We start from the raw sequence: 24627 nt of genomic DNA on the forward strand, positions 1-24627 counted from the left end.
CGATGAAGACAGCCGCCATAGAATTACAGCAGCAGCTCGGCACCAGCTGGTGGGCAAAACGCCAGCGGAACTTGCTGGCAAAGGTGCTTGCACCGCTCGCCAATGCCAAAATCGGTTCACTCACCGTCACTTTACCCAACAAAAGTCAGCTCAGCTTTGGTGATCAAAGTGACGGGCGACTGGCACCCAATGTGATTCTTAATAACTGGAAAGGATTGCGTAAAGCCTTTAGTGGCGGCTCTGTCGGATGGAGCGAAGCATATATGGATGGCGATTGGGATTGCCCCAACTTGGCTGCGCTAGTGGAGTGGATCGTGGTCAACGAGGAACACTTCGGCGATATGCTGGCGAGCGGCAAAACCAAGCAGTGGCTGCAACGTTTACAACACCGGCGCAACGCCAACAATAAGCGCGGCAGCAAGCGCAATATTGCCTACCACTATGACTTGGGCAATCATTTTTATCGCCACTGGCTAGACGACAGCATGACCTACTCGTCAGCACTATTCGACGAGGGCATTGATGATTTACGCAGCGCCCAGCACCGCAAGTATCAGCGCTTAATTGATGAACTGGCGGTGCAGAGTGGCGACCGCGTTTTGGAAGTGGGCTGCGGTTGGGGCGGCTTTGCAGAACAACTCTGCCAACAACAGGATGTCTCCCTCCACGGCATCACCCTGTCCAAAGAGCAGCTGAGCTATGCCCGGCAACGTATCGCAGACGCCGGCCTTAGCGGCCGAGCCAAATTTAGCCTCACCGATTACCGCGACACCCGCGATCAATACGACCACATTGTTTCCATAGAAATGCTTGAGGCTGTCGGTGAACAGTACTGGCCAACCTATTTCGACACCCTGTATGCCCGCCTCAAGCCAGGCGGCAGAGCGGCAATACAGGTGATCACCATTGAAGAAAAACGTTTCGAAGGCTACCGCGACAATCCGGATTTTATCCAGCGCTATATTTTCCCCGGAGGCATGCTGCCAAGCCCTGACATCTTCCGCTCCCATGCCAGCAAAGCGGGCTTCGACGTAAAAAGCGAGCTGCCCTTCGGCCTGTCATATGCGAAAACTCTGGCGCACTGGGCGACGGCGTTTAATGCGCGCTGGGAAGACATCTTCCCGCTGGGGTTTGATCAACGCTTTAAACGCATGTGGCAATACTATCTTGGCTATTGCGAAGGCGGCTTTCGCGCGGGCTCGATAGATGTTTATCAATTCGTGCTTGAGAAGCCCCATTGAGCCCCGTAGCCATCATCGGCGCCGGATTGAGCGGCCTGCTTTGCGCAAAAATGCTCAACGAGTGCGGCCTACCCGTCGCCGTCTTTGAAAAGTCGCGCGGCCTGGGCGGGCGACTCGCCCGGCGCCGGCACCCCTGGGGCAACGTTGATATCGGCGCCCCCCTACTCGCCCTGACGCCAGAGCAGCTTCAATACTTCCCCAGTGACGCCATCAGCGCCCAGCCATATACCGCCGCGCTGTGGCGCGATGGTAAATTGCTAACACAAGCGACCCAAACACACTACACGGCGGCGGGCAGCAACAACCAACTTTGCCATGCTCTGGCTGACGGCATTGGGGTTCGCCGGGGGCAACGAGTAGCCGCCATACACCCAACATCAACAACGCTGTCATTGCGCGATGACAAAGGGGGGGATCTCGGTGATTTTTCGGCGGTGATTCTCGCCACCCCCGCCCCCCAGGCCCAAGACCTGTTACCCACAACCAGCTCACTCACCATTGCCGAATCACCCTGGCAAGCGGGCTGGACGGTGATTGTTCAATTTGAAGGTGCATGGGCGCCGAGCGAGATTATCGATATTGAATCGCACGCGATACTGCGCCGAATCGTTTGCTTGTCGGCCGCGCCAGGGCGGGACCATCAGCACTGTTATTCCATCGAGCTGACGGGCGATGCCAGCCATCACTTTGAACAACGCAGCGATAACGAAATTATCGATAGGGTGATTACCGAGCTGGCATCGATAGCGCCCACGCCACCACTGCTACACAGCGACATACAGCGCTGGCGTTTCGCCAGAGCAGAAACAGCGGTTAACTGCGACACGCAGCGTGCTGACGATAGGTTAAAAATTGCATTGGCAGGGGATTACTGCGCCGGAGGCAATGCGGAAGGGGCGCTACGCAGCGCCACCTTCGCGGTACAGCAGGTAAAACAGTGGTTGGCCAGCGCCCGTTAGCTATCCGCCTCGGCCGCTTTTTTGGCCGCCGCGGCGTTGCTGCCTTCAATCCAGGGTTTCAGCAGCTCCAACGCCGTTTTATCGCAGGGCGGCAAATCTTCTTCGCATTCACGCAGCGGCGTCACGCGATCACCCCATTTAATGAGTGCCGCACCCCAGGTTAGACCGGCGCCAAAGGCGGCTGTCAAAATGTGGTCGCCGGGCTTAATGCGGCCCTGCTCAAGCGCTTCGCACAAAGCAATCGGCACCGTCGCTGCAGAGGTATTGCCATATTTTTCAATATTAACGATGACCTTTTCTTCCGGTGCCTTCAAACGCTTCATCAGTGTTTCGATAATACGAATGTTCGCCTGATGCGGGACCAGCACATCCACGTCTTCAGCAGCCAGCCCGCACTTATCAAGTACGTCCGTTACCGCTTGGCCCATGCCACGCACCGCGCGTTTAAATATTTCCGGCCCCTCGAAATTGATATCGTAATAACCATCGATACCAGCAAAGCGCTCACGAACGGTACCGGAATCACGCGCCGACAAAATATCTCGAGCATCGCCATCACAGCCGAGGCGCTCCGCAAGCATGCCGCTTTCTTCTTCGCCCGCCTCAAGGATGACTGCACCCGCACCGTCGCCAAACAGTACTGCGACATCACGCATGCTGTAGTCGAGGAAATAGGGGATTCGATCAGCGCCGATTACCAGTACTTTCTTCATTGCACCAGAACGGATCATCGCCGTGCCCACACTCAGGCCATAGACGAAACCCGTGCAGGCGGCATTGAGGTCAAAAACCGCTGCATTTTTCGCGCCGATGCTGTCCTGCACGAATGACCCCGCATTCGGAATCAGTGTATCCGGGCAAGCCGTTCCCAGAATGATCATGTCCAGCTCGGCGGGGTCGAGGTCGGCAGCGGCCAAGGCGCGTTTTGCCGCCATGCTTGCCAGAGTCGCGGTGGACACATGAGAGATTCTGCGCTCTTTGATCCCGGTACGCGTCGAGATCCACTCATCAGACGTATCGAGGAAGGTTGTCAGGTCTTCATTACTCAGCACAGCGGGGGGAACGCACTTTCCCCATCCAGTTATCGTCGCGTATGGCATGCACAGGTATCCTCTTCAGTGATGAGCGGCATTATGCCGAGCCAGATCGTTGCTGTCACGCCGCGCATCCAACGGGATATAGAGAGGTAAGCAGCGCCGTTTTGCACCAAAATGATCACTACTTCACAGGCTATACGTATAATCCCTTAGTCGATTGAGCCTTTTTCTGATCATCTGCAAGATTACAGCGTGCTAGCATAGTGACACACAAACAAGCTGTAAGAACCGTGTTGTAAATTCAGAGCGTGGTAAGTATGAAAACGAACAAACGTTGGGGCAATGGCGCCCGAGTAGATGATCTGGTAACCGGCAAGAAACTCCTGCTTGAGGCGGCGGTAAGCTGCTTTGCAGCAAAAGGCGTTAAGTCTACAACTATCGAAGACATTGCCAATGTCGCCAACGTGACGCGGCGGACAGTTTATCGCTACTTCACCGGCAAATCCGACATCATCTCTTCGCTTGTCGATATTGAGCGCAATCGCATGTTCGAACAGCTCAAGGATGTCGTTGCAGAATACAAAGAGGATTTCCCTCGTATGCTGGAAGAGTGTATTTGGTTTACTGCCAACTACCGCCCCGCCGAGGACAACCGCCTGGAAATCACCAGCGGCCGCAATTCCGCAGAGATCATGCCGCACATCGACAACGATGAGTCCGACCGCCTGTGGCGCGAACTGCTCATCGAGCCGCTGCACAACTACAATGCGCAAACCGGCAAGAGCCTGAGCATTGATGACCTCGTGCCGCTAACTGGACGCTTGGCACTGATTTACCGTCAGCACCCTGTTAGCAAAGCTGAATTCCACGCCAGCATGCGCGCACTGCGCTTCTAATCTCAGCTCCCCCCGCTTTATCTAAACGGCCGCTAGCTTCTAGTGGCCGTTTTTTATTTCTCGCTCTTCTATAGTTAGTTGGCTCATGTCACTGCTGCATTGCGCACGCGAATCCAACAAACTAATACGGCCGTATTAGATAAAAATAGTAGGAGCCGATCTATGAATTTTGATTTTTCCGACGACCAGAAAACCATTCAGGACCAAGCTCGTCTCGTATTGAGCCGAGAATGCCCGCCAGACCGCGCGCGACAGGCCCTTGAGCACGCGAGAGCCTATGACGAAACACTGTGGAAACAGGTGGCCGAGCTTGGCTGGCCCGCCATCGCGATCGACGAAGAATTCGGGGGGCTCGGCATGGGCTACCTGGAGCTGTGCGTCATCGCCCAGGAGCTGGGTCGCGCAGTGGCACCACTGCCCTTTACCGCCTCAGTCTACCTTGCCACCGAGGCGGTAAAACTCTGCGCCAGCGACACCCAGAAGGCTGAATGGCTTCCTCAGTTGGCCAGCGGCGACGCCATAGCCTGTGTTGCCCTGCCCGAAACGCGCAGTCTAAACCACGGCGCTATAAATACCGTTACGGCTATCGACGCCGTCTTGAACGGCACGGCTCAGGCTGTTTTGCACGGCCACGCCGCTGATTTCGCCATTGTTGCTGCGCGCGATGAAGCCGGCCGCATGGCCTTTTATAAGGCAGACCTCAACAACAGTGCCATACAACGCCAAGTCCAGCAGACAATCGACCCCAGTCAGGCAATGGCCACACTTCAATTTACCGACGCCCCCTCTGAGCCGTTGGGCAATGGCGAAGATTTCCCCCATTGCTATCAACAGCTACTTGATCGCGCCGCCGTACTGCTCAGCTTTGAGCAAGTAGGCGGCTGTGAAGCCGTAATTGATATGGCAAAAACCTATACAGAAGGCCGCTACGCATTTGGTCGCCAAGTTGCCTCCTTTCAGGCGATTAAACACAAGCTCGCCGATATGTTTGTGGCAAAGGAGCTGGCGAAATCCAACGCCTACTATGGGGCCTGGGCCATGACCGATGGCGAACGCGAGTTGCCTCTGGCCGCCGCCACCGCTCGCGTCAGCGCGATAAACGCCTACTACTTGTGCAGCAAAGAGAACATTCAGGCCCACGGCGGCATGGGGTTTACCTGGGAGTTTGACTGCCACCTTTACTACCGACGCGCCCAGCTACTCTCAAGCGTTATCGGCAGCGCCCCCGTCTGGAAAAACCGCCTCACCGAACAACTGCTAACTGCTTAAGCACCGGAGCTGACAATGGACTTCAAAGATACCCCCGAACAAGCAGCATTTCGCGCAGAAGTACGCCAATGGCTCACTGCCAATGCGCGCCCAAAACAAACCGGCGCGGGTCGCCCCTCCCAGGCCGAACGCTATGACGATGCCAAACGCTGGTACAAAAAAGTGGCCGACGCGGGATTTGCCTGTCTCGACTGGCCTAAAGAGTATGGCGGCGCCGGCTTGAGCCAGATCCACAAAGTGATTTGGTCTCAAGAAGTGGCCAATTATGCCGAGCCCGATGGCTACTTTGTTATTGGCATAGGCAACTGTGGCCCGGCGATTATGCACTTCGCCAGCGAGCAGCAAAAACAGCACTTGCTACCAAGAATGGCCAGCGCTGAAGATGTTTGGTGCCAAATGTTTTCAGAACCGAGTGCCGGTTCCGACGTCGCCGGGCTGCGCACCAGTGCAGTCAAGCAAGGTGACAAATGGGTAGTAAACGGCCAGAAAATCTGGACCTCTGGCGCCCAGCACTCGGACTACGGTGTTATTTTGTGCCGCACCGATACCGAGGTGTCTAAATACCGTGGCATGACAATGTTTTACATCGATATGCACCAGCCCGGTGTGGACGTTAAACCCATCAAGCAAATGGATGGCGACGCGCATTTTAATGAAGTATTTTTCAATGACGCCGAGATTCCAGACAGCCAGCGGCTCGGCGAGATTGGCGGCGGCTGGGGCGCTGCGCTGTTAGTGCTCATGAATGAACGCCTGGCGATCTCCGGCGTCCAGCCGGACGGTTTCCCAGAGCTGCTGCAATTAGTCAAAACGCTGCAGATAGACGGCAAGCCAGTATCCGACAACCCCTCTGTCCGTGAGCACTTGGCCGATTGGTACTGCCAACACGCCGGAATCAAGGCCTCTACTAACCGCATGCTCACTGCTGTGGCCAAAGGGGGAATGCCCGGCGCCGAAGCCGCTCTCGGAAAATTGGTCGGAGCCGTGATGAATCAAGACATTGCCAACTATGCCCTACAATTGCTCGGTGAAAGCGGCCCAGTGATGAACCCGGACATCGCGCCGCAACAGGCCCACTTCCAGAAAACCGCTCTGTTCTCTCCCGGTATTCGCCTGGCGGGTGGCACCGATGAAGTTATGCGTAATATTATTGCTGAACAGGTTTTGGGAATGCCCCAAGAACCTCGCGCCGACAAAGGCATTGCCTTCAAAGACATCCCCTCTTGAAACCCATCCTAACCACGCCAAAAACGAGCGCCCTAACACTATATTGAGGGCGCTTAGGTACTTTCCGCTACCGACTATTGCGTATATCTGCAGCTCTATGACATTGCTAAATTAACCCCTACAAGAAAAGCATTCTTTTACGGGGTCAACTCAACATGGCAAAGCAATTTTTTAAAAACCGCTCAACACCAATATCTAAAAAAACGGCAGGCGCAGAAACGGAACGTATTTTTCAGTCTCGTGGACCCCGTCGTTCGTTAACGACAAATAGATACTCCAGCAGCGAATGGTGGCTTAGTGTCGATTACGCTGAACTCTTAGACAGCCGCTCAGCACTGGCAGCGATTAGCCGCTAGACAGCGAGTGGATGCGAATGATTCGAGACAATAACTGCCCTCAAAACCGTGCACAGATCACAGTTTTACACGGCACTTCACGAGTTAGGGGCTTTTCCCTATACTGCTGCCGAGCCGCTATCACTATGGTTAACACTCAACCAGCGCAACCACTTAAGCGCACAGCAGAGGACACAGTGATGGCAACAGCAGCGAACAGCACAAGTTCTATCTTCAGCGAAAATACGCATCGCGGCCGCCCTATCGATCAATTCCGTAGCAACCGCGATGAGTGGTGGCTCAATGTGAACTACGCTGAAACCATTGATATGAAAGATGCCATTAGCCACCAGGCAATGCGAGTCAACGCGGCGCGCTAGTTTTCGCCGCGCAATTAGGGCGCGGCACTATGATTAACTGGCAAGACATCGACACCGTTCTGTTAGACATGGACGGCACATTACTCGATCTGCATTACGACAATTTTTTCTGGACACAGCACCTCCCCCGCCGATACACCGAGATTCATGGCGGCGACCTCCAAACCGTTAGTGAAGAACTGATCGCTCGCATCATGGCTGAGCGCGGCTCACTGAACTGGTACTGTCTCGACTACTGGTCAGAAGAGCTTCAGCTCGACATCACCGCACTCAAACGCGAAATTAGTCACCTGATTCGCATGCACCCCAGCACAGAGCGATTTTTAGATGCCCTACAACGCAGCGGCCGGGACGTGTGGCTGGTCACCAATGCCCACCAGGGCGGCCTCGATATCAAGCTGGAAAAAACCGGTCTTGGCCAGTGGGTTCAGCGCATCATCACCTCTCACGAACTCGCCCTGCCCAAGGAAGACGACACCTTCTGGCAAAAGCTCGCCCAGCACTGGCATTACGAGCCCGCTCGCAGCCTGCTGATCGACGATACCGCCACCGTGTTGGACTCTGCCGCTCGCCACGGCATACGCCATTTAATTACCATGAAGCGCCCCGACAGTCGCGCGCCCCTGCGCCAAGGGTTAAGCTACCCCGCTATCGAGCATTTTGACGAAATTCTGCCAATACCACCGCGAGACCGAGATTGAGCAAAGACATACAACGCCTTCGCCTGGATAAGTGGCTGTGGGCCGCCCGTTTCTACAAAACCCGCAGCATCGCAAAACAGGCCATCGAGGGCGGCAAAGTGCATTATAATGGCGCCCGCTGCAAGGTAAGCAAAGAAGTAGAAGTGGGCGGCATGCTAACGCTGCGCACCGGCTGGGACGAGCGCGAAGTAGAGATTATCGCCATCTCCGACCAGCGACGTGGCGCGCCCGAAGCCGCCTTACTTTACCGCGAAACCGACGCCAGTATCGCCAAGCGCCAGCAGAATGCGGCCGACCGGAAAGCGCTGGGGGCCGCAGCGGGGGTGCTGCGCAGCGAGCGCCCCAACAAGAAACAGCGCCGCCAAATACACCGATTCCGCGAACAACAGGACTAAACAGCACCTTATGAGTGATCAAATTCACCGCTTCATTTTCGACGGCAGTGATGTGCGAGGCGTGCATATCCAGATCCAGCAGAGCTATCGTGAAATGCTGGAAAACCACCACTACCCACCAGCCGTCGCGGCTTTGCTGGGGGAATTTTTGGTCGCCGCAGCCCTGCTGAGTGTCACCATTAAATTTCGCGGCAGCCTGATTCTGCAGGTCCGCGGGGACGGCCAGGTCCCGCTCATTATGGCCGAGGCAAATTCCAACGGCGACATTCGCGGCATTGCTCGCGACGCCGGCCAGGCGATCGGCGAGGACTTTCATAGCCTGCTGGGCAATGGCCAGCTAGCCATCACCATAGACCCTGAAAAAGGGCAACGTTATCAGGGGATTGTCAGCTTAGATGGCGCGAATCTCGGCGCGTGTATAGAGGCCTACTTCCGCCAGAGCGAGCAATTGGCCACCCGCCTGTGGCTATCCGCCGATGGCGAAACCGCCGCGGGCATCCTGCTGCAAGAGCTGCCGGAGCAACAAAGTGATGCCGCCGTTTGGCAACACCTCACCACCCTGGCCGACACCGTTCAACAAGAAGAACTATTGACACTCAGCGCAGACCGCTTACTGTACCGCCTGTACCATCAGGAAACCGTGCGGGTATTTGAGCCCAAGTCGCTAAAATTCGTCTGTAGCTGCAGCCAGCAACGCATGGAATCTGCACTGGTTTCTCTGGGTCGAGAAGAGTTGGAGAGCATTCTCAGTGAGCAGGGGAAAATAGATAGCCACTGCGAGTTCTGCCACCGCCAATTCCACTTTGAAGCCGGGGATATTGCCAATCTCTTTGGTGACCCAGCACCCAACACTCGGCATTGAGTGAAAAAAAACCAAAATCGCCGCAGATCGGCGGCGATCAGGGTTAGCGCCGCTTGGCGATTTTTGCAATAATAGCCGCCTTCAAAATCTGGCCACCCGCGCGGGGGGTTTACCCCGATCAACTGTGACCTCCTAATGTCCCCAGGGACGACGTGACAGGAATACCGAGAATGAGTGCTGAAACAACTGTTTATAAAGATTTAACCCCCGCCCAACTAATCGAGCAAGCGCTGGCCCGCGGCGAAGGCCAACTGGCCGACACGGGCGCACTGGTGGTAACCACTGGCAAGCGTACCGGCCGTTCTCCCGGTGACCGCTTTGTTGTTCAGGAGCCATCGACGGCTGACAGCATCGATTGGGGCAGCGTTAACCGTCCCTTCGACGCCGCCAAATTTGATGCGTTGTGGAGCCGTGTAGAAGACTACCTCGCCGACCACGATCGCTTCGTTTCTAACTTGCACGTTGGCGCTCACGAAGATCACTACATTCCCGTTGTCGTCAACACACAAACCGCTTGGCAAGGCCTGTTTGGTCGCAACATGTTTGTACGCCCCGAGAAGTACAACCCAAAAGCCAAGGAAGAGTGGACAATTCTGAACTGCGCGGGCTTTGTCTGCGACCCCGAGCGCGACGGCACTAACTCTGACGGCTGCGTCATCATTAACTTCGCCCAGCGCAAAGTACTGCTGGCAGGCATGCGTTACGCCGGTGAAATGAAGAAAGCCATGTTCTCTGTGCAAAACTTCCTGCTGCCAGAGAAAGACGTTATGCCGATGCACTGCTCAGCGAACGTCGATGAGCAAGGCAACACCACCTTATTCTTTGGCCTGTCTGGCACCGGTAAAACCACCCTGTCTGCAGACCCTAGCTGCTACCTGATCGGCGACGACGAGCACGGCTGGGCGAAGGGCTCGGTATTCAATATTGAAGGCGGCTGCTACGCTAAAACCATCAACCTGAGCCAGAAGAACGAACCCATCATCTGGGACGCCATCCGCTTCGGTGCCATCGTTGAAAACGTAGTAATCGACCAAAACAGCCGCACCGCAGACTACGACGACACAAGCCTGACGGAAAACGGCCGCTGCTGTTACCCACTGGAAAACGTTGAAAAACGCGTTATCGAGAATGCCGCCGGCGAACCCAAGACCGTTATCTTCCTGACTTGTGACGTGTCAGGCGTTCTGCCTCCGATCTCTATCCTGTCCAAAGAAGCGGCGGCTTTCCACTTCCTGAGCGGCTACACCGCCCGCGTTGGCTCAACTGAGCTGGGCGCAGAAGCAGGTATCCACCCCACTTTCTCCACGTGCTTTGGTGCGCCCTTCATGCCGCGTCCCGCAGGCGAATACGCCGAGCTGTTGATGAAGCGCATCGAAGACTTCGACTCTCAGGTTTACCTGATCAATACCGGCTGGACTGGCGGCTCAGGCGCAGCTGGCGGCACAGGTTCGCGCTTCCCCATCCCAGTGACTCGCGCTGTGGTTGCCGCTGCACAAAGTGGCGCGTTGATCGGCGCAGAAACCGAGCAACTGGATATTCTGAACCTGACTATACCCAAGGCAATTCCGGGCGTAGACGACAAATACATCAACCCACGCAAGGCGTGGGGCGATGAAGCTGCCTACGACCAGGAAGCCAGCAAATTGGCGAAACTGTTCCAAGAGAACATCACCAAGTTTGACGTCTCTGAGGCTATCGTAGCCGCTGGCCCAAAAGGCTAAGCGAATAGCCAGATAGCAAAAAGGGCAGCCCAAGGGCTGCCCTTTTTTATGCGCGCCTGTTTCGCACTGAAACAGTCCGCCGATGCTGTATTTCTCTGTTAGCGCACTATGCGGCCGCCAAGTGCTCACTCACGTGGAATAACCGGCGGCGCAGGCCCGTCAACTCAAAGGGCCGCCACTGACCCTCTCGCTGAGAGAGACGATCTGCCAAGGCATACAGCACTGCCAAATTATGGGTCATCCCCATATGGCTCGCTGGTACCCGTAAATTTTCGCTCTGTTCGCCCGGTTCCTGATGAACGCAGTACTTCCAATCCACAATACCGTCACTGGCGCTATACATCGCCGTAGAAGGCACCGGCGGCGCACTGCACCACTCCTCCCGCCAATTCAGCATGGGGTCATCCATCGCCCCGGGGTTAAGCATTTCGTATAACTTCAACACAGGGCCGGATACACCGCGCATTTCCGGAATATTTACCGGTGAGCCCAGTGTCACCACCTGACGAATAAAGTCGGGATTACGCTGGGCAAGGCTGCGAGCATATATGCCGCCCAAGCTCCACCCCACCAGACTGACTTTACGCCCATAGCGGCTCGCCAAATCCTTTACATGGCGTTCGAAATTCAGGTAAACCTGCTCGCGCAGCCCTGTATTTAGACCCTGCTCCCAGCCATAGGCATCAAAGCCAGCTTGACGCAAAGCTCGGCGCATTACCGACGTCGCGACATCGCTGGTCATAAATGACGGTGCAATCACCACTGGGTGGCCGTCGCCCGAAGATAAGTGACGGTGAAAACCGCGCATGGAGACTGCCGAAAAAATCTCAGCAAGAGAACGCAACTCTTTCGCGGTACTGCGTGAGGCCGCAGCATTAGTGCTAGTTTCCATCTTTTTCTCTCTTATTATTCGGGCTCGTAACAGCGACCCTGTCATATTATCTAAACAATATTCGACGGCACTGGCAATCCTTTCCGTCACCTCCTGCTAGCCGTGCGATAATTCGATCAACTGCGACACAATGTCCGAAAACGTGCACTTTAGTATGCCCTTTCTAATTTTTATGCGTAATGTTCACCCCATACAGCGAGACCGGCGGCCAGCAGTTAGCGCCGTCGCTGATAACACACATTACGGGGCACCCCCCAAGAGAGGAACGTACTATGAGCGACGCAAAAACTAACTTCGTTGAGAAAGCAAACACTGTAGCCAAAGATGTATTTTTGGCTCAACTGGGCTTGGCTGGTAAAGCTTTTGAGCAAAGCCAAGAGCTGGCTAAATTGACCGAAGAAAAAATCAAGGCAACTGAAGCTAAGTACAAAGATCTGTACGCAAAGCGCAACGAAATTTTTGAAGGCCTGGTAAGCCGTGGCGAGCAAGTACAAAGCAGCGCCATTGCCAAGTTTGAAGAAAGCAAAGAGCAAGTTGTTGCCAAGATCAACGAAACAAAAACCGAAGCGACTGCCAAGCTTGAGTCAGTAAAAAGCGAAGCGGTAGACGTGCGCATTAAAGAGCTGCGTGAAAGCCTGGAAAGCAACCTCGAAAAGGTAAAAGGCTTGGTTTCTCGCAAAAGTGAAGATGCTGTAGCAACAGAAGCTGCTGCATCGTAATTGAGCATTTTGGCAGTCACTTTGACTGCCTACCCCCCTAGGTCCTTACCCTAACTATGCTTTGCACGATGCGCCATCTTGGTCATCGTGCTTTTTTGCATCAGTGCGGAGCTCCACTCTCACTGCTGCGCAAAAACGTTTCGCACATTGGAGAATCTTATGAGCAACGACAGCAAGAAAAGCCTGAAAGACGTTTCTTCTCAAGCCGGTGAACTGGCAAAAAGCATTTGGCTGGCTGGCCTTGGTGCATACGGCCGCGCCTACGACGAAGCACAAGAAGTCTACGAAAAGGCAAGCAAAGACAGCCCACGCCTGTTCAAAGAGCTGGTCGACAAGGGCAACAAACTGGAAGTGCAAGCTCGCGAAAAACTGGGCGAAGCCAGCAATATCGGCAAGACTATTTCCATTGAAGAGCGCATCAGCAAAATGCGCGCAAGCCTGGGCTTTGGTCACACTGCCAGCGCCGACGACCTAGAGCGTCTCGAGAAAAAACTGGATGCACTGAGCAAGAAAGTCGATGCACTGAGCAAGGCCAGCAAGGCGCCAGCAAAGGCGGCCCCCGCTAAGAAAGCTGCCGCGAAGAAAACTGCAGCCAAAAAAGCGCCCGCTAAAAAGGCCGCTGCAAAGAAAGCTGCTGAGTAAGCCCTTCGCGACCCGCTAAAAAGCGGGTCGCGTCCTCTCTGGACAAGCGCCCACAGGCGTGTCACTTTAACGCCCTGTCGATGAATATGGGTGGTTAACTCAGGGATGAAAACCCGCGAAAAAATCTTGCTGGCAAGCTTGGCCCTATTCAATGACGAGGGCGAAGCCAACGTCACCACCGTCGATATCGCCAATGAGCTGAACATCAGCCCCGGCAATCTCTACTACCACTTCCACGGCAAAGAAGAAATTATCGAAGAACTGTTCTCTGCCTTTGAACTAGAGCTCAGCGATATTCTGCAAGCCCCTCTGCAAAAAAGCCTAAGCCCCCAAGACGCTTGGTTTTATCTGTATATTGTTTTCGAGCAGCTGTTTAAACACCGTTATTTATATCGCAACCTCAACGATATTTTACAGCGCTACCCAGATATCGACCGGCGCTTTCGCAAACTTCTTAATCTAAAATTACAAGCTGCCGAAGCCGTTGCCGAAGAGCTGGTCGCCGCAGGAATTCTGGATACCACCGGCACGCCACTTTCGCGCCTCTGCGACAACGTCGTACTCAATCTCACATTCTGGTTAAACTACAACAGCCTGAGGGAGAAAAATTGCGCCGACGAGATCACCATCCACCGAGGCGTCTTCCACCTTATGTCGCTGGTTGCCCCCTATCTCACCACTGACTTCCGCTACTTCTACGACGAGTGCTGCACCCTATTCGACGTATTGACCAAAGACGCCTAAAACCTCGCCGCGAGCGCGAAGTTTCTGCATAATGTGGCGTTTTTACGCGGTATCAGGCCACACATTATGCAAGCAATTTCGAGTCGCATTGCCCAGGAATTGGGCGTAAAAGAATCACAGGTTAGCGCCGCTGTTAACCTGCTTGATGACGGCGCCACGGTCCCCTTTATTTCTCGTTACCGAAAAGAAGTCACCGGCGGGCTCGACGATAGCCAAATGCGCGAGCTGGAGAGTCGCTTAGGCTACCTTCGCGAAATGGAAGAGCGCCGCGACAGTATTCTTAACAGCATACGCGAGCAAGGCAAACTCAGCGCCGAACTTGAGGCAGACATTCTGGCGGCAGATAGCAAGAATCGACTCGAAGACCTCTATCTTCCCTACAAACCCAAACGCCGCACCAAGGGCCAAATTGCCATAGAGGCTGGCCTGGAACCGCTGGCCAATGCCTTGTTCGACAATCCAAAGCTCGACCCGGACACTGAGGCAGCGGCTTACATCGACGCCGAGCAGGGCCTTGCCGACAGCAAAGCGGTGCTAGACGGTGCCAAATATATTCTTATGGAGCGTTTCAGCGAAGACGCCAACTTGATCGCCAAGCTGCGTAGCTACCTTTGGGAAAACGCGCAGCTTAGTAGCACGGTAATGGCTGGCAAAGAAGAAGAGGGCGCAAAATTTCGCGACTATTTCGCGCACAGCGAGCCGCTAAAAAGTGCCCCCTCTCATCGCGCTTTGGCCATGTTCCGCGGCCGCAATGAGGGCATTCTGGGGCTGAGCTTGGTCGCGGGCGAGCCAGAGGCCAAAATTCACCCCTGTGAACTGATGCTGGCAGAACACCTATCCATAGAGGATCAAGGTCGCCCCGCTGATAGCTGGCTGCGGGAAGTACTGCGCTGGACCTGGCGAATCAAACTCTACACTCACCTTGAAACCGATCTGCTCGGCCGACTTCGAGAGCAAGCCGACGCCGGCGCTATTGAGGTATTCGCCAGAAACTTAAAAGACCTTCTGCTCGCCGCACCAGCGGGGCCACGTGCGACCATCGGGCTCGACCCAGGCCTGCGCACAGGTGTTAAAGTCGCAGCGGTTGACGCCACTGGCAAGGTATTGGATCACGGCGCTATTTTCCCGAATCCACCGCAAAATCGACAAGCAGAGGCCGCTGCCAGCCTGCTCGCGATGATTAAAACTCACAATATCGAACTGATCGCCATCGGTAACGGCACCGCCAGTCGCGAGACCGAGCGCTTTGTCAAAGACCTGCTTGCCGCCCACCCCGAACTGGGCTGTACCAGTATCATGGTCAACGAGTCAGGGGCGTCGATCTATTCCGCATCGGAGTACGCGGCGCGCGAATTCCCCGACCTGGACGTAACCATCCGCGGGGCCATTTCTATCGCCCGACGACTGCAGGATCCGCTGGCCGAACTGGTGAAGATAGACCCCAAGTCCATTGGTGTTGGCCAGTATCAACACGATGTCTCGCAAACGGCGCTGTCTCGCAGCCTGGAAGCCGTCGTTGAGGACTGCGTTAACGCCGTCGGCGTGGACGTGAACACCGCATCGCCTGCGCTGTTGTCGCGGGTGTCGGGTCTCAATCAGTCGATATCGGCGAATATTGTCGACTACCGTAACCAACATGGCGCCTTCCGCAACCGTGCACAGCTGATGGAAGTCAGTCGCTTTGGCGCCAAAACCTTTGAGCAAGCCGCCGGCTTTTTACGCGTAATGGGCGGTGAAAACCCGCTGGACAGCTCTGCGGTTCACCCAGAGTCCTACTCCGTAGTGGAAAAAATTGTGCAGCGCTGCGGCCGAGAGGTCAGTAATCTGATCGGTGATAGTCGCTTCTTAAAAAGCCTCAATGCCGCCGACTACGCCGACGACAGCTTCGGCATCCCCACCGTCAGCGATATTATCAACGAACTGGATAAACCGGGGCGCGACCCGCGGCCGGAATTCAAAACCGCCGAATTCAAAGATGGTATTGAAAAGATCTCTGACCTTGAAGCCGATATGGTGCTGGAGGGCGTGGTAACCAATGTGACCAACTTTGGCGCCTTTGTGGATATTGGCGTTCATCAAGATGGCTTGGTCCATATTTCCGCGCTTTCAGAGAGTTTTGTAAAAGACCCTCACAGCGTTGTGAAGGCCGGCGAAATCGTGAAAGTGAAGGTCATGGATGTTGACGCCGCGCGCAAGCGTATTGCCCTGTCCATGCGCCTGAGCGATCAGGCCAGCGACCACCAAGCCGAGGGCAGGGGCGGACGCCGACCTGAACGCAGTAACCGCGATGTCAAACAGCAACAGAAAAAACAGCAAAACGCCCCCAGCGGCACGATGGCAGCGCTCTTTGCTCAAGCCAAACAGGGCAAGGGCAAACGCTTGTAGCAGCTATTGCGGGAGCCGCTCCGGGCAGCTCCCGCTCGGGGCGCTGCCCCCTGGCCGCTGCAGTAAGTCATCGCGACTATTCGCAATATTTTCGTCCTGCGGCGCCAAGGCCAATGCGCGACCCAAGGCGTCAATGGCGAGCTGCGAACAACCGTGCGCATGTAGGGCGTAGGCATAGTTATTCCAGACCGACGCGCGTTCTGGCGCTACCGCAAGCGCACGCTCATAGCCGTTTATCGCACCAGTGAAATCACCCTGAGCATAGGCGGCATTGGCCAGGGCCAACCATGCCAACACACTGTCTGGCCATTCATTTACCGCACGCTGATAGAAGCCCATCGCACGCTCAATATCACCGGTTTCCTCAAAGGCGTGGGCACTCTTTAAATAGGGAACAGGCATTGCCGTGACCGGCATCACCGCGGCCGGAACCAGCACTCTCGCCCAGTGTTTTGCCCGCGTCCATGTTGCAGTAAACGTTGCAAAACCCAGCCGATAATACGCCTTCTCCCCAGAGTGCAGGAGCAAAGTATTGGACCTGAGGTCATAACCCACTGCCACCGCATAGTGCCACTGCGGCCACCAGCTCAAACCGAGATTTTGTAGCACCAATACCGGGTTACCCGCATTGAGCTCCCTCAATAAGTCTTCGAGCGTTGGTGCGAGAGGATAGGGCAACAAACCAATGCGCCTTCCCGCAGCTTGCATATCAACCGTTAAGCTACCCTTGCGCTCGGGCACAAAACTCATGTCAGCGACGGACTGCTGATCAATGTGAATATCGCGGTAATTCGCCACAGAGCTTAACGCCGCGGGACCACAGTAGTAGGCCTGCTGAGCAACGAAGGGAACATCGAGCTTACGAGTACCTGCCAAGTCATTCAGGGTGGCAGGGGGAAGTGCGGGAACGCTGCTGCAAGCAACTAGCAGCAGCGTCCATATAGCAAGAAAATAACGCAACAGTCTTTAGTTGGCCGCGTTCACAAAGGGGAAGATATCGGTAATACCCAGAATATCAGTGATAAAGAACACTAACACCAAAAAGGCCAATAAGCCGACGGCACCTGCACCGGCAGGCATATCGTCCATATTTGCTTTGAGGCTGGCCAGCTCATCGGCTGTCAGCGCGTCGATGCGGGTATCGACATCATCGATAGAAATACCGAGGTCAAGCAGGCGCTCGCGAACATCTTCACGGTCGAGGGCCGACTTCAATGCCGCCTTATCCTCGGCAAGACTGTACTCACTGATCGTCACTGATGTATCGACCATGGCCGCAGAGGCCGTCGTCGCGGCGAGGCCCATCCACGAGAGCAATACACTCATAAAGATCGCGGCTAACTTTCGTGATTTATTAAATTTCATACTCTCTCCCATTTTCGTCTAAAAAGATGACCTGTAGGGCTGGTCGTGAAACGCCGCGCCATATGGCCCGGCTTTACGTGCTAGCTAGCCCTCTGGGCCTTCCAGTACCAGCTCACCATTAACAACAGGAATCTGCTCGCCCGGGCGCTGCGCCAATGTAACCGTGCCCGGCTCACCCTCAAGACTATAGCTGACTTCGTAGCCAGTGACGCGCTGTTTAGGGTCTTGTAGGGTTTGGCAGCGACGTTCTGTGCGGGTTTGCACATTCTTGCTCTGCATATCTTCCTGAATACGCTTACCCGCGTAGCCACCGGCAGCCGCACCCGCCACTGTCGCGAGCTTTTTACCGTTCCCGCCACCCACTTGCTTACCGATAACCGCACCGAGTACAGCGCCGACAACCGTACCCGCTATTTGATTAGTGTCACGGCTCGGCGCCCGCTCTTGCACCACCTCGTCGTAACACTCTTCACGGGGAACAAAATAGGTTTCGGTAATTGGCTCAACAGACAACACCTGCGCATAGCGCGGCTGCGATTCCAGATAGTGGTAACCGCCATAGCCACCCGCCGTGGCCAGTGCAACCGCGCCAACGCCGGCGGCAACAACTGCGAACTTAGACATTGTTATCTCCTCTTACTGATACCTCTCTGACCAGCGAGCGCCGACAAAGTGCGCCGCTAAAAGGAACAACAATTTACAGTCGCCGTTCAGCTGTGGTTCAGCGACATCTCTACCTGCTGACAACTACAGTAGGATCACTAAGTAGATAAGTATTTCACTCAGTTGCTGCGCCGCCCCCAGCGCATCTCCGGTATACCCTTGTATACGGCGCGACAAATACCGGCCAAAACCCAGCCGAAAGCCCCCCAAAATCAGCAACAAGAGCAGCCACTGCGAGGCCTGTGCACAGCCTAATAACAGCAGAACAGGCAGCCCTGCCAATAGCCAGTCACGCAGTGATAGCGCGGTCGCCAGAGGCTTCGACTTTCCTTCACCGCTCACATAGGGCATATCGATCAGAAAGGAGATGGCCAGCCAACGGCTCACCACTTGCGCGATGAGGATTCCGCCAACCGCTTGGGCGATCGGTATCGCCGACAAGCTCGCCGCCTTAATGGCCAGCACCATGAATAACGCGGCGGTGCCATAGCTGCCGATGCGCGAGTCTTTCATAATGCGCAGCACGTCATCTCGGCGCCATCCGCCACCAAAGCCATCGGCGCTGTCGGCCAAACCATCCTCATGAAAGGCGCCCGTCAGCAACAAGCCCACCGCCATACTCAACAGCACCGCCAACAGCGGGTTATTAAACAACGCGAAAAAAACCAGCAAGGCAATCGCCGTTACGCCACCAATCAGCAGCCCCACGAGAGGAAAGTAGCGCGCTGTACCATCAAGCTTTTCGGGGCTGAAGTCAGGGTCTTGGGGAACAGGAATACGACTCAAAAAGCCCAGCGCCAGCAGGAATATTTGCCACTCGCGACGCAGTGACGCTTTATCAAAGGGGGGCATAGGAGAGGGCTCAGTGATTAAAAACCCTGCGATTCCAGCACAGGCAATTAAGCCCTGCAAGGGCAGGGCTTAACAGGGGGCCTATTGAACGGTGATACGACGCGGTTCCGCCGCCGCAAGTTTGGGTATGTGCAGCGCCAGGACGCCGTTTTCTACCTTGGCAGCAATCTTCTCCTGATCCACGGTATCGGGCAGCGAGAAGCGGCGAACAAATTCTCCTTGCCAGCGCTCGTTTACCGCCAACTTTGCGTCGGCATAGTCGATAGTGCGCTCGCCCTTAACCGTTAGCACGCCGCCGTCAACGCTGACCTCAATCGCCTCTCGGCTGATACCGGGAACATCCATACTTAGCAGGTAGGCGTCGTCCGCTTCACTGATATCCACAGCAGGCGCCCACGCACGACGCGCCTTCTCGGCCGGCTCACCGCGGCTATCAAAATTGCGGCTTAGGTCTCCAAATAATGTGAAGGGCAGATAGCTATTCATAAGACCACCTCCAATAACACTTCGACACAATTTCAGCTTTCGCTGTTGAACATTATCTGGGTATTGGCGTCGCATATTTCAAGTGCATGTCGACACGCTATTAGCTCTGCTACACTTGTCGCGCAGCACAAACTCCTCTTTTTTCTGGTTAAAGGACAACGATATGAGCATCCAAACTGGCGATAAAATCCCCGACGTTACGCTCAAAGTTATGGGCGAAAAGGGCCCCCAGGACATCACCACTGGCGACATATTTAGCGGTAAGAAAGTTGTGCTGTTTGCCGTGCCCGGTGCCTTCACCCCCGGCTGTAGCCTCACCCACCTACCTGGCTATGTCGTGCACGCTGACACAATTAAAGCCAAGGGTGTCGACAGCATCGTGTGCATGTCGGTCAACGACGCTTTTGTGATGGATGCCTGGGGTAAGAGCCAAAACGCTGAACAGCTGCTCATGCTCGCCGACGGCAACGCAGAACTCACCGCCGCACTGGGCCTGGAAATGGATGCCAGTGGCTACGGCATGGGCAAACGCAGCCAGCGCTTTGCGTTGATTGCAGAAGATGGTGTCGTAAGCTTTATTGCCGTTGAGCCAGCCGGTGGCGTCGATGTCAGCGCCGCTGAAAAGATTATTGAACAGCTGTGATCCGGGAATGAATAGTGTTGAGCACCGCCCCCAGGTGCTGGTGTTCGACAGCGGTGTCGGTAGTCTGAGCATCGGCGCCGAAATCCACCATTTGCTTCCCGATATTGACCTGCTCTACGCGATGGATCGCGGCGGCTTCCCCTACGGCATGTGGCAGGAGGATGCACTGGTAGAACATATTCTCCAGCGTATTCACACCTTGCTACAGCGCCATCGCATCGATATCGTGGTGGTCGCATGCAACAGCGCCAGCACTGCCGTGCTACCCAGTTTACGACAGCAAGTCTCCCTTCCTGTTGTGGGTGTCGTGCCCGCCATTAAGCCTGCCGCCCTGCAAAGCAAAAGCCGTGTTATTGGCCTGCTCGCCACGCCCGGCACCATAAAACGGCGCTACACTGCCGAGCTAATCGACACCTTTGCCAGCGACTGCACCGTGCTATCGGTAGGAGCAGAAGCACTGGCACCGGCGGTGGAAACGTTATTCTGGCAGGACGAGGATTCCCCTGACGTTTGGCAGAGTGTGGCAGCTGCATTTCACCAATACCCCAGCGCAAAAGCGCTGGACACGATTGTATTGGCCTGCACCCACTTCCCACTGGTTAAACCACAACTAGCCAAACACCTCCCGGGAATCAATTGGATAGATTCTGGTGAAGCCATTGCGCGACGGGTGAAAGATTTGCTTGAAAATAATCGCTACATTCGCGGAGGCAGGGGGCGTCAACGCGCGTGCATTCTCGGGGCAGAAGCGGCCAGCCAGACTCTGCGCGACAAGCTCGCCACCCGCGGCATTGAACTCATCGCAGATTAAAGCGCTCAGCCTCGCGGTTATAACGCTCCACCGCCGCCGACATCTCCGCCATCGCAGTATTGTAACGAGCGATGCGCTCCAACCGGCGTTGCGCCGTGTCATAACCGGTTCCCTTGGCAGTTTTTTCCATGGCGTCCAGGCACTTTAGGTAACGGCCTTGCTCGTCGACATAACGCTCGAGTTGCTGGCGCAGCTGCTGCATCTCGTCGCGGCTTGCCGCCTCACCATCGGGGAACTGCTTGGGCGGCGCAGGCAGTTTGCAGGCCGCCCAGCTGGATAGGGGCATCAGGCAAACGATCCAAAGCAGGATGACTGCGCGCTTCATTACATCTCCAGAAAGAATAGGTTGCGCACTAGTATAGCCGCTACCCATACAAAAAAGGGCGCCCAGTTGGGCGCCCTTTTCATTTATCTGACCAGAGTCACACTTGCCCTTACAGCGAGCGTGGGTCGAAGCCACCGGCATAGAACTGAGAATACCATTTGCGGAATTTCGCGATAGGGCCATCGCCATCGCACAAAATTGGCAGCGGGCGATAAATCTTGTTTTCCCAGATGGGCTTATCTTCCTCCAGCTGGCCAACGATATTGGCGATAATCGCCGCGTTCACACCGCCTTTCTGCACTTCACCGTTAACCTTGGGCTGAGTGAAGGCAAAGCGGACATGCACCGTGTCATCGTCAATCGGCGTAGTTAGCCCCATCAAGAAGGTATCGGCGATACCTTCAAACTTAGTGAAACCCTGGCCGGGGCCAGCGCTACCAGTACGGATTGAGCCGCGTACCTCACCGCGTGGCGTCGGCATGTTGGCCTGCTGCAAACCGCGCACCATAGGACCGTCGTAGGTGGTTTCCCACTCGGGGAACGACGCCGTACCGTGAACATATTTAAAGTGAGCAGGGTCAGCCGCATTTTCTGCCATTTCCTGAGCGTGAGTATTCAGAATCCATTCGTAGCGATCCAGCGGTGACCAATCGTCAGAGTTTGCCTCGTCGTGCTCAATAACTTCCCACTTCGGCGCATCGCCTTCTGGGTGGTACCACGCCCAAATAACTTGGTTAATTTCACGCACCGGGAAAGACTTCAAACACTTCTGGCCCTTCACTTTAGGCGGCATATTCTTCGCGTAGGGAACCTCAACACATTCACCTTCTGGGCTAAACTTCCACGAGTGGAAAGGGCAGACAATATTGTTACCTTCTATACGACCACCACCGGTGCCCGAACGCTCGTGAATACCGTGGCCCAAGTGAGCACCCAGGTGAGGGCAGTATGCTTCCATCAATACCGCGCGACCGGCTTCTGTACGAAACAACACCAGCTCTTGGCCGAAGTAATGCACAGCGCGTGACTCGCTGGGAGCCAGTTCGTCAGAAAAAGAAACCGCAAACCACCCATACGGCATGGGCATGGGGTAGCGTTTCACAGTAGTTGTTGTGGTAGTCATTGACTTGTCCTCAGCTCTAACGCAGAAAGATCGCCGCAAGGCGGCTAAAAACCCTATAAAAAGAAGGCCTATTCACGACCTCCAGAGTAAACGTTGCCAGCTGCCAGACAATGACAAAATGAGACATCCCACTGGCAAAATACGACAGTGGGGGATTCTAAGGCCAATAAAAATCGGTCTATTCGCTACTGGCGCCAGCTGCGAAGCTTCTCCATAAACACATCGGCGCCCATGCGAATTAGCGACTCATCAGCAGAGCCGGGCTTGGCGCCGGTATAGATAATGGCTTCTTGAACCGCGATTTCCTTGGCGACATCTTCCAGGGTTTGCTGGTCCACCTCTTCGCCGTCAGCCGTTTCAATACGCCCCTCGGCCGCGGCACGGATCTGCGCCGCCTGCTCACTGTCCGGGTCTATGCCCGCACGCTCCATCACCGCTATGGCGGCAAAACGCTCACTGGCCTGACGGTGTGAGATCGCTTCACCGTGCACATTATAAGCGCCGTCATTGGGCTTATCCGCAATTTCTGGCGATTGCCCCATGCTTATGCGAATCATCGCCGCCTCTTGCGAATAGGGGTCGACACCCGCTTTTTTGACCGCCGCTTCTACGGCGACGGCATCAGCTAAGGCGCTGGCCGATATCGCCTGGCCAAAGCGGTCGTAGACCCGCCAATCGGCACGCACCTGCGCGCCACCACCTGCATTGCCTTGGGCAGCATGTGTGCCGGCCGTTTTTTGTTTGTTTTTACCGTGAGCATGCCCCTGTGCGGGCTCTCCCGGTGCTTTATTTTGGCCCGGCGCGTGGGCCTTGCCGTAAGCATTGCCATTTCCGGGTTCAGCTTGCACAACGCTTGCGCAGGCAAGCAGCATTGCAATCGCCAGGCTGTATTTCATAAACACTCTCTCAACATGTTATTGCTTACAGGCTACCCGCCCGCAGGCTGTGATAATATCGACGGATGACTACAGCCACTCCGCCACTGCAAGATCGATTTGGCCGCCAGGTAGACTACCTGCGCCTCTCCGTTACCGACCGCTGCGATTTTCGCTGCGTCTACTGCATGGCCGAGGACATGACCTTTCTACCCCGGCGCGACATCCTTAGTCTGGAACAACTCTACGACATTGGCGCGGCATTTGTGCAATTGGGCGTCACAAAAATTCGTTTGACCGGAGGCGAACCGCTGGTGCGCCGCAATGTGTTGTCGCTGGTGGAGCGCTTAGCGTCGCTGGACGGCCTCGAGCAACTCAATATGACCAGCAATGGCGCTCAGCTGGACCGCTATGCTGAGCCCCTGTATCGCGCGGGCTTAACCGGCATCAATATCAGCCTGGACAGCCTCCGCGAAGATCGCTTTAAAGAGCTGACTCGCGTTGGCGAACTAAGCAAGGTATTGGCAGGCATCGACGCCGCAAAAGCCGCCGGTTTTGAGCGGATAAAACTGAATGCGGTCATTATGAACGGCCGCAACGATGACGAGATCCTGGACTTGGTGGATTTCGCCCGCGACCGCCACGTCGATATCAGTTTTATTGAAGAAATGCCCCTCGGGCACATCAGCGAGCACGACCGGGCGCTCAGCTTCTGTAGCAGCGACGAGATTCATCGGCGCATTCACGCGCGCTACCCACTTACCGCCAGTGCGGAAACCAGTGGCGGCCCGTCGCGCTATTACCGTATGGCTGACAGCACAAGCAGGGTTGGCCTGATCTCTCCCCACAGCCACAATTTCTGCCATCTCTGCAATCGCGTGAGGCTGACCGTTGAAGGGCGTTTATTGCTTTGCCTGGGCAATGAATACTCCGTCGACCTAAAAAGCGTGCTGGAAAACCAGCCAGAGCAGCTTCAGCAACGTATTATCGACGCCATGGACATCAAGCCTGAGCGCCACCACTTCGACCTGAATGATGAGCCTCAGATCGTGCGCTTTATGAATACCACTGGCGGCTAA

27 protein-coding genes are annotated in these 24627 nt (G+C 55.4%); 17 read left to right on the forward strand and 10 right to left on the reverse strand.

The annotated features are described in order from the left end of the window. Positions 1–2: 2 nt before the first annotated feature. Positions 3–1241 (forward strand): SAM-dependent methyltransferase, encoded by a 1239-nt coding sequence (locus tag H573_RS0104910; protein ID WP_027873285.1) that lies wholly within the window; start codon positions 3–5, stop codon positions 1239–1241. Continuing rightward, on the forward strand, positions 1238–2200 hold the full coding sequence (locus H573_RS0104915) for an NAD(P)/FAD-dependent oxidoreductase (RefSeq protein ID WP_027873286.1): 963 nt from the start codon (positions 1238–1240) through the stop codon (positions 2198–2200). Before H573_RS0104910 ends, H573_RS0104915 begins: the two co-directional genes overlap by 4 nt. Here H573_RS0104915 and H573_RS0104920 read toward each other — a convergent pair. After that, the gene (locus H573_RS0104920; RefSeq protein WP_027873287.1) at positions 2197–3300 is read right to left on the reverse strand and encodes a ketoacyl-ACP synthase III; all 1104 of its coding nucleotides are present in this window, start codon (positions 3298–3300) and stop codon (positions 2197–2199) included. The genes H573_RS0104915 and H573_RS0104920 overlap by 4 nt on opposite strands. A 254-nt stretch (positions 3301–3554) precedes the next feature. Here H573_RS0104920 and H573_RS18860 point away from each other — a divergent pair, with 254 nt between their 5' ends. The 8 genes from H573_RS18860 (at position 3555) to H573_RS0104960 (ending at position 11023) form a co-directional block, all read left to right on the forward strand. Beyond that, on the forward strand, positions 3555–4133 hold the full coding sequence (locus H573_RS18860) for a TetR/AcrR family transcriptional regulator (protein WP_027873288.1): 579 nt from the start codon (positions 3555–3557) through the stop codon (positions 4131–4133). A 162-nt stretch (positions 4134–4295) separates the two neighbouring features. Continuing rightward, a complete protein-coding gene (locus H573_RS0104930) occupies positions 4296–5402 on the forward strand; it encodes an acyl-CoA dehydrogenase family protein (RefSeq protein WP_027873289.1) in 1107 nt (368 codons plus the stop codon). A gap of 15 nt (positions 5403–5417) precedes the next feature. Beyond that, positions 5418–6629: an acyl-CoA dehydrogenase family protein gene (locus H573_RS0104935; RefSeq protein ID WP_027873290.1), complete on the forward strand. Its 1212-nt coding sequence runs from the start codon at positions 5418–5420 to the stop codon at positions 6627–6629. A 535-nt stretch (positions 6630–7164) separates the two neighbouring features. Continuing rightward, the gene (locus H573_RS0104940) at positions 7165–7344 is read left to right on the forward strand and encodes a hypothetical protein (protein ID WP_027873291.1); all 180 of its coding nucleotides are present in this window, start codon (positions 7165–7167) and stop codon (positions 7342–7344) included. Between the two features lie 29 nt (positions 7345–7373). Further along, positions 7374–8045, forward strand: a complete 672-nt coding sequence (yrfG, locus tag H573_RS0104945; RefSeq protein ID WP_027873292.1) for a GMP/IMP nucleotidase — start codon at positions 7374–7376, stop codon at positions 8043–8045. Positions 8046–8053: 8 nt separating this feature from the next. Next, entirely contained in the window at positions 8054–8440 is a 387-nt protein-coding gene (locus H573_RS0104950) for an RNA-binding S4 domain-containing protein (RefSeq protein WP_027873293.1), read from the forward strand. A 10-nt stretch (positions 8441–8450) separates the two neighbouring features. Next, positions 8451–9302, forward strand: coding sequence for an Hsp33 family molecular chaperone HslO (hslO, locus tag H573_RS0104955; protein WP_027873294.1), 852 nt, complete (start codon positions 8451–8453; stop codon positions 9300–9302). A gap of 170 nt (positions 9303–9472) precedes the next feature. Next, positions 9473–11023 carry a phosphoenolpyruvate carboxykinase gene (locus tag H573_RS0104960; protein ID WP_027873295.1) on the forward strand — a complete coding sequence of 517 codons (1551 nt, stop codon included), beginning with the start codon at positions 9473–9475 and terminating at the stop codon, positions 11021–11023. Between the two features lie 106 nt (positions 11024–11129). Here the strand turns inward: H573_RS0104960 and H573_RS0104965 are convergent, their stop codons facing one another. Beyond that, the gene (locus H573_RS0104965; protein ID WP_027873296.1) at positions 11130–11915 is read right to left on the reverse strand and encodes an esterase/lipase family protein; all 786 of its coding nucleotides are present in this window, start codon (positions 11913–11915) and stop codon (positions 11130–11132) included. Between the two features lie 272 nt (positions 11916–12187). Here H573_RS0104965 and H573_RS0104970 point away from each other — a divergent pair, with 272 nt between their 5' ends. The 4 genes from H573_RS0104970 (at position 12188) to H573_RS0104985 (ending at position 16405) form a co-directional block, all read left to right on the forward strand. Beyond that, complete coding sequence (locus H573_RS0104970; RefSeq protein WP_027873297.1) at positions 12188–12634, forward strand: hypothetical protein; 447 nt, start codon at positions 12188–12190, stop codon at positions 12632–12634. A 159-nt stretch (positions 12635–12793) separates the two neighbouring features. Beyond that, positions 12794–13276, forward strand: a complete 483-nt coding sequence (locus H573_RS17085) for a phasin family protein (RefSeq protein WP_036255753.1) — start codon at positions 12794–12796, stop codon at positions 13274–13276. A gap of 105 nt (positions 13277–13381) precedes the next feature. Continuing rightward, positions 13382–14020 carry a TetR/AcrR family transcriptional regulator gene (locus tag H573_RS0104980; RefSeq protein ID WP_027873298.1) on the forward strand — a complete coding sequence of 213 codons (639 nt, stop codon included), beginning with the start codon at positions 13382–13384 and terminating at the stop codon, positions 14018–14020. 66 nt (positions 14021–14086) lie between these two features. Continuing rightward, complete coding sequence (locus H573_RS0104985; RefSeq protein WP_027873299.1) at positions 14087–16405, forward strand: Tex family protein; 2319 nt, start codon at positions 14087–14089, stop codon at positions 16403–16405. Between the two features lie 3 nt (positions 16406–16408). Here the strand turns inward: H573_RS0104985 and H573_RS17090 are convergent, their stop codons facing one another. From H573_RS17090 to H573_RS0105010, 5 genes are all read right to left on the reverse strand, one after another. Next, on the reverse strand, positions 16409–17365 hold the full coding sequence (locus tag H573_RS17090; protein WP_084497928.1) for a PA2778 family cysteine peptidase: 957 nt from the start codon (positions 17363–17365) through the stop codon (positions 16409–16411). 6 nt (positions 17366–17371) lie between these two features. Beyond that, a complete protein-coding gene (locus H573_RS0104995; protein WP_036255755.1) occupies positions 17372–17770 on the reverse strand; it encodes a PA2779 family protein in 399 nt (132 codons plus the stop codon). Positions 17771–17854: 84 nt separating this feature from the next. Beyond that, positions 17855–18394, reverse strand: a complete 540-nt coding sequence (locus H573_RS0105000; protein WP_027873301.1) for a glycine zipper 2TM domain-containing protein — start codon at positions 18392–18394, stop codon at positions 17855–17857. A 123-nt stretch (positions 18395–18517) separates the two neighbouring features. Then, positions 18518–19285, reverse strand: coding sequence for an adenosylcobinamide-GDP ribazoletransferase (locus H573_RS0105005; RefSeq protein ID WP_027873302.1), 768 nt, complete (start codon positions 19283–19285; stop codon positions 18518–18520). An 81-nt stretch (positions 19286–19366) separates the two neighbouring features. Then, complete coding sequence (locus H573_RS0105010) at positions 19367–19771, reverse strand: Hsp20/alpha crystallin family protein (protein WP_027873303.1); 405 nt, start codon at positions 19769–19771, stop codon at positions 19367–19369. Between the two features lie 163 nt (positions 19772–19934). On the opposite strand from H573_RS0105010, the gene H573_RS0105015 reads away from it, so the two are divergent. Continuing rightward, positions 19935–20414: a peroxiredoxin gene (locus tag H573_RS0105015; protein ID WP_027873304.1), complete on the forward strand. Its 480-nt coding sequence runs from the start codon at positions 19935–19937 to the stop codon at positions 20412–20414. Positions 20415–20421: 7 nt separating this feature from the next. Then, positions 20422–21225 carry a glutamate racemase gene (murI, locus tag H573_RS17095; protein WP_051171028.1) on the forward strand — a complete coding sequence of 268 codons (804 nt, stop codon included), beginning with the start codon at positions 20422–20424 and terminating at the stop codon, positions 21223–21225. Here murI and H573_RS0105025 read toward each other — a convergent pair. From H573_RS0105025 to H573_RS0105035, 3 genes are all read right to left on the reverse strand, one after another. Next, a complete protein-coding gene (locus tag H573_RS0105025) occupies positions 21212–21550 on the reverse strand; it encodes a hypothetical protein (RefSeq protein WP_027873305.1) in 339 nt (112 codons plus the stop codon). The two genes, murI and H573_RS0105025, sit on opposite strands and share 14 nt — an antisense overlap. 109 nt (positions 21551–21659) lie before the next feature. After that, positions 21660–22673, reverse strand: coding sequence for a Rieske 2Fe-2S domain-containing protein (locus tag H573_RS0105030; protein ID WP_027873306.1), 1014 nt, complete (start codon positions 22671–22673; stop codon positions 21660–21662). Between the two features lie 185 nt (positions 22674–22858). Beyond that, a complete protein-coding gene (locus tag H573_RS0105035; RefSeq protein ID WP_027873307.1) occupies positions 22859–23569 on the reverse strand; it encodes a hypothetical protein in 711 nt (236 codons plus the stop codon). A gap of 65 nt (positions 23570–23634) precedes the next feature. Between H573_RS0105035 and moaA the strand changes: the two genes are divergently transcribed. Continuing rightward, complete coding sequence (moaA, locus tag H573_RS0105040) at positions 23635–24627, forward strand: GTP 3',8-cyclase MoaA (protein WP_027873308.1); 993 nt, start codon at positions 23635–23637, stop codon at positions 24625–24627.

The sequence above is a fragment of the Neomelitea salexigens DSM 19753 genome, from assembly GCF_000422345.1.
Classification (GTDB): Bacteria; Pseudomonadota; Gammaproteobacteria; order Pseudomonadales; family Spongiibacteraceae; genus Spongiibacter; species Spongiibacter marinus_A.

Bases quoted from the DNA above. Each gene is read 5' to 3' on its own strand.
- H573_RS0104965 (WP_027873296.1), bottom strand. From the start codon at position 11,915: ATGGAAACTAGCACTAATGCTGCGGCCTCACGCAGTACCGCGAAAGAG.
- yrfG (WP_027873292.1), top strand. From the start codon at position 7,374: ATGATTAACTGGCAAGACATCGACACCGTTCTGTTAGACATGGACGGC.
- H573_RS0104910 (WP_027873285.1), top strand. From the start codon at position 3: ATGAAGACAGCCGCCATAGAATTACAGCAGCAGCTCGGCACCAGCTGG.
- H573_RS0105030 (WP_027873306.1), bottom strand. From the start codon at position 22,673: ATGACTACCACAACAACTACTGTGAAACGCTACCCCATGCCCATGCCG.
- H573_RS18860 (WP_027873288.1), top strand. From the start codon at position 3,555: ATGAAAACGAACAAACGTTGGGGCAATGGCGCCCGAGTAGATGATCTG.
- murI (WP_051171028.1), top strand. From the start codon at position 20,422: ATGAATAGTGTTGAGCACCGCCCCCAGGTGCTGGTGTTCGACAGCGGT.
- H573_RS0104980 (WP_027873298.1), top strand. From the start codon at position 13,382: ATGAAAACCCGCGAAAAAATCTTGCTGGCAAGCTTGGCCCTATTCAAT.
- H573_RS0105000 (WP_027873301.1), bottom strand. From the start codon at position 18,394: ATGTCTAAGTTCGCAGTTGTTGCCGCCGGCGTTGGCGCGGTTGCACTG.
- H573_RS0105005 (WP_027873302.1), bottom strand. From the start codon at position 19,285: ATGCCCCCCTTTGATAAAGCGTCACTGCGTCGCGAGTGGCAAATATTC.
- H573_RS0104930 (WP_027873289.1), top strand. From the start codon at position 4,296: ATGAATTTTGATTTTTCCGACGACCAGAAAACCATTCAGGACCAAGCT.
- H573_RS0105035 (WP_027873307.1), bottom strand. From the start codon at position 23,569: ATGAAATACAGCCTGGCGATTGCAATGCTGCTTGCCTGCGCAAGCGTT.
- H573_RS0104920 (WP_027873287.1), bottom strand. From the start codon at position 3,300: ATGCCATACGCGACGATAACTGGATGGGGAAAGTGCGTTCCCCCCGCT.
- H573_RS0104940 (WP_027873291.1), top strand. From the start codon at position 7,165: ATGGCAACAGCAGCGAACAGCACAAGTTCTATCTTCAGCGAAAATACG.
- moaA (WP_027873308.1), top strand. From the start codon at position 23,635: ATGACTACAGCCACTCCGCCACTGCAAGATCGATTTGGCCGCCAGGTA.
- H573_RS0104960 (WP_027873295.1), top strand. From the start codon at position 9,473: ATGAGTGCTGAAACAACTGTTTATAAAGATTTAACCCCCGCCCAACTA.
- H573_RS0105015 (WP_027873304.1), top strand. From the start codon at position 19,935: ATGAGCATCCAAACTGGCGATAAAATCCCCGACGTTACGCTCAAAGTT.
- hslO (WP_027873294.1), top strand. From the start codon at position 8,451: ATGAGTGATCAAATTCACCGCTTCATTTTCGACGGCAGTGATGTGCGA.
- H573_RS17085 (WP_036255753.1), top strand. From the start codon at position 12,794: ATGAGCAACGACAGCAAGAAAAGCCTGAAAGACGTTTCTTCTCAAGCC.
- H573_RS0105025 (WP_027873305.1), bottom strand. From the start codon at position 21,550: ATGAAGCGCGCAGTCATCCTGCTTTGGATCGTTTGCCTGATGCCCCTA.
- H573_RS0104985 (WP_027873299.1), top strand. From the start codon at position 14,087: ATGCAAGCAATTTCGAGTCGCATTGCCCAGGAATTGGGCGTAAAAGAA.
- H573_RS0104995 (WP_036255755.1), bottom strand. From the start codon at position 17,770: ATGAAATTTAATAAATCACGAAAGTTAGCCGCGATCTTTATGAGTGTA.
- H573_RS0105010 (WP_027873303.1), bottom strand. From the start codon at position 19,771: ATGAATAGCTATCTGCCCTTCACATTATTTGGAGACCTAAGCCGCAAT.
- H573_RS0104935 (WP_027873290.1), top strand. From the start codon at position 5,418: ATGGACTTCAAAGATACCCCCGAACAAGCAGCATTTCGCGCAGAAGTA.
- H573_RS0104970 (WP_027873297.1), top strand. From the start codon at position 12,188: ATGAGCGACGCAAAAACTAACTTCGTTGAGAAAGCAAACACTGTAGCC.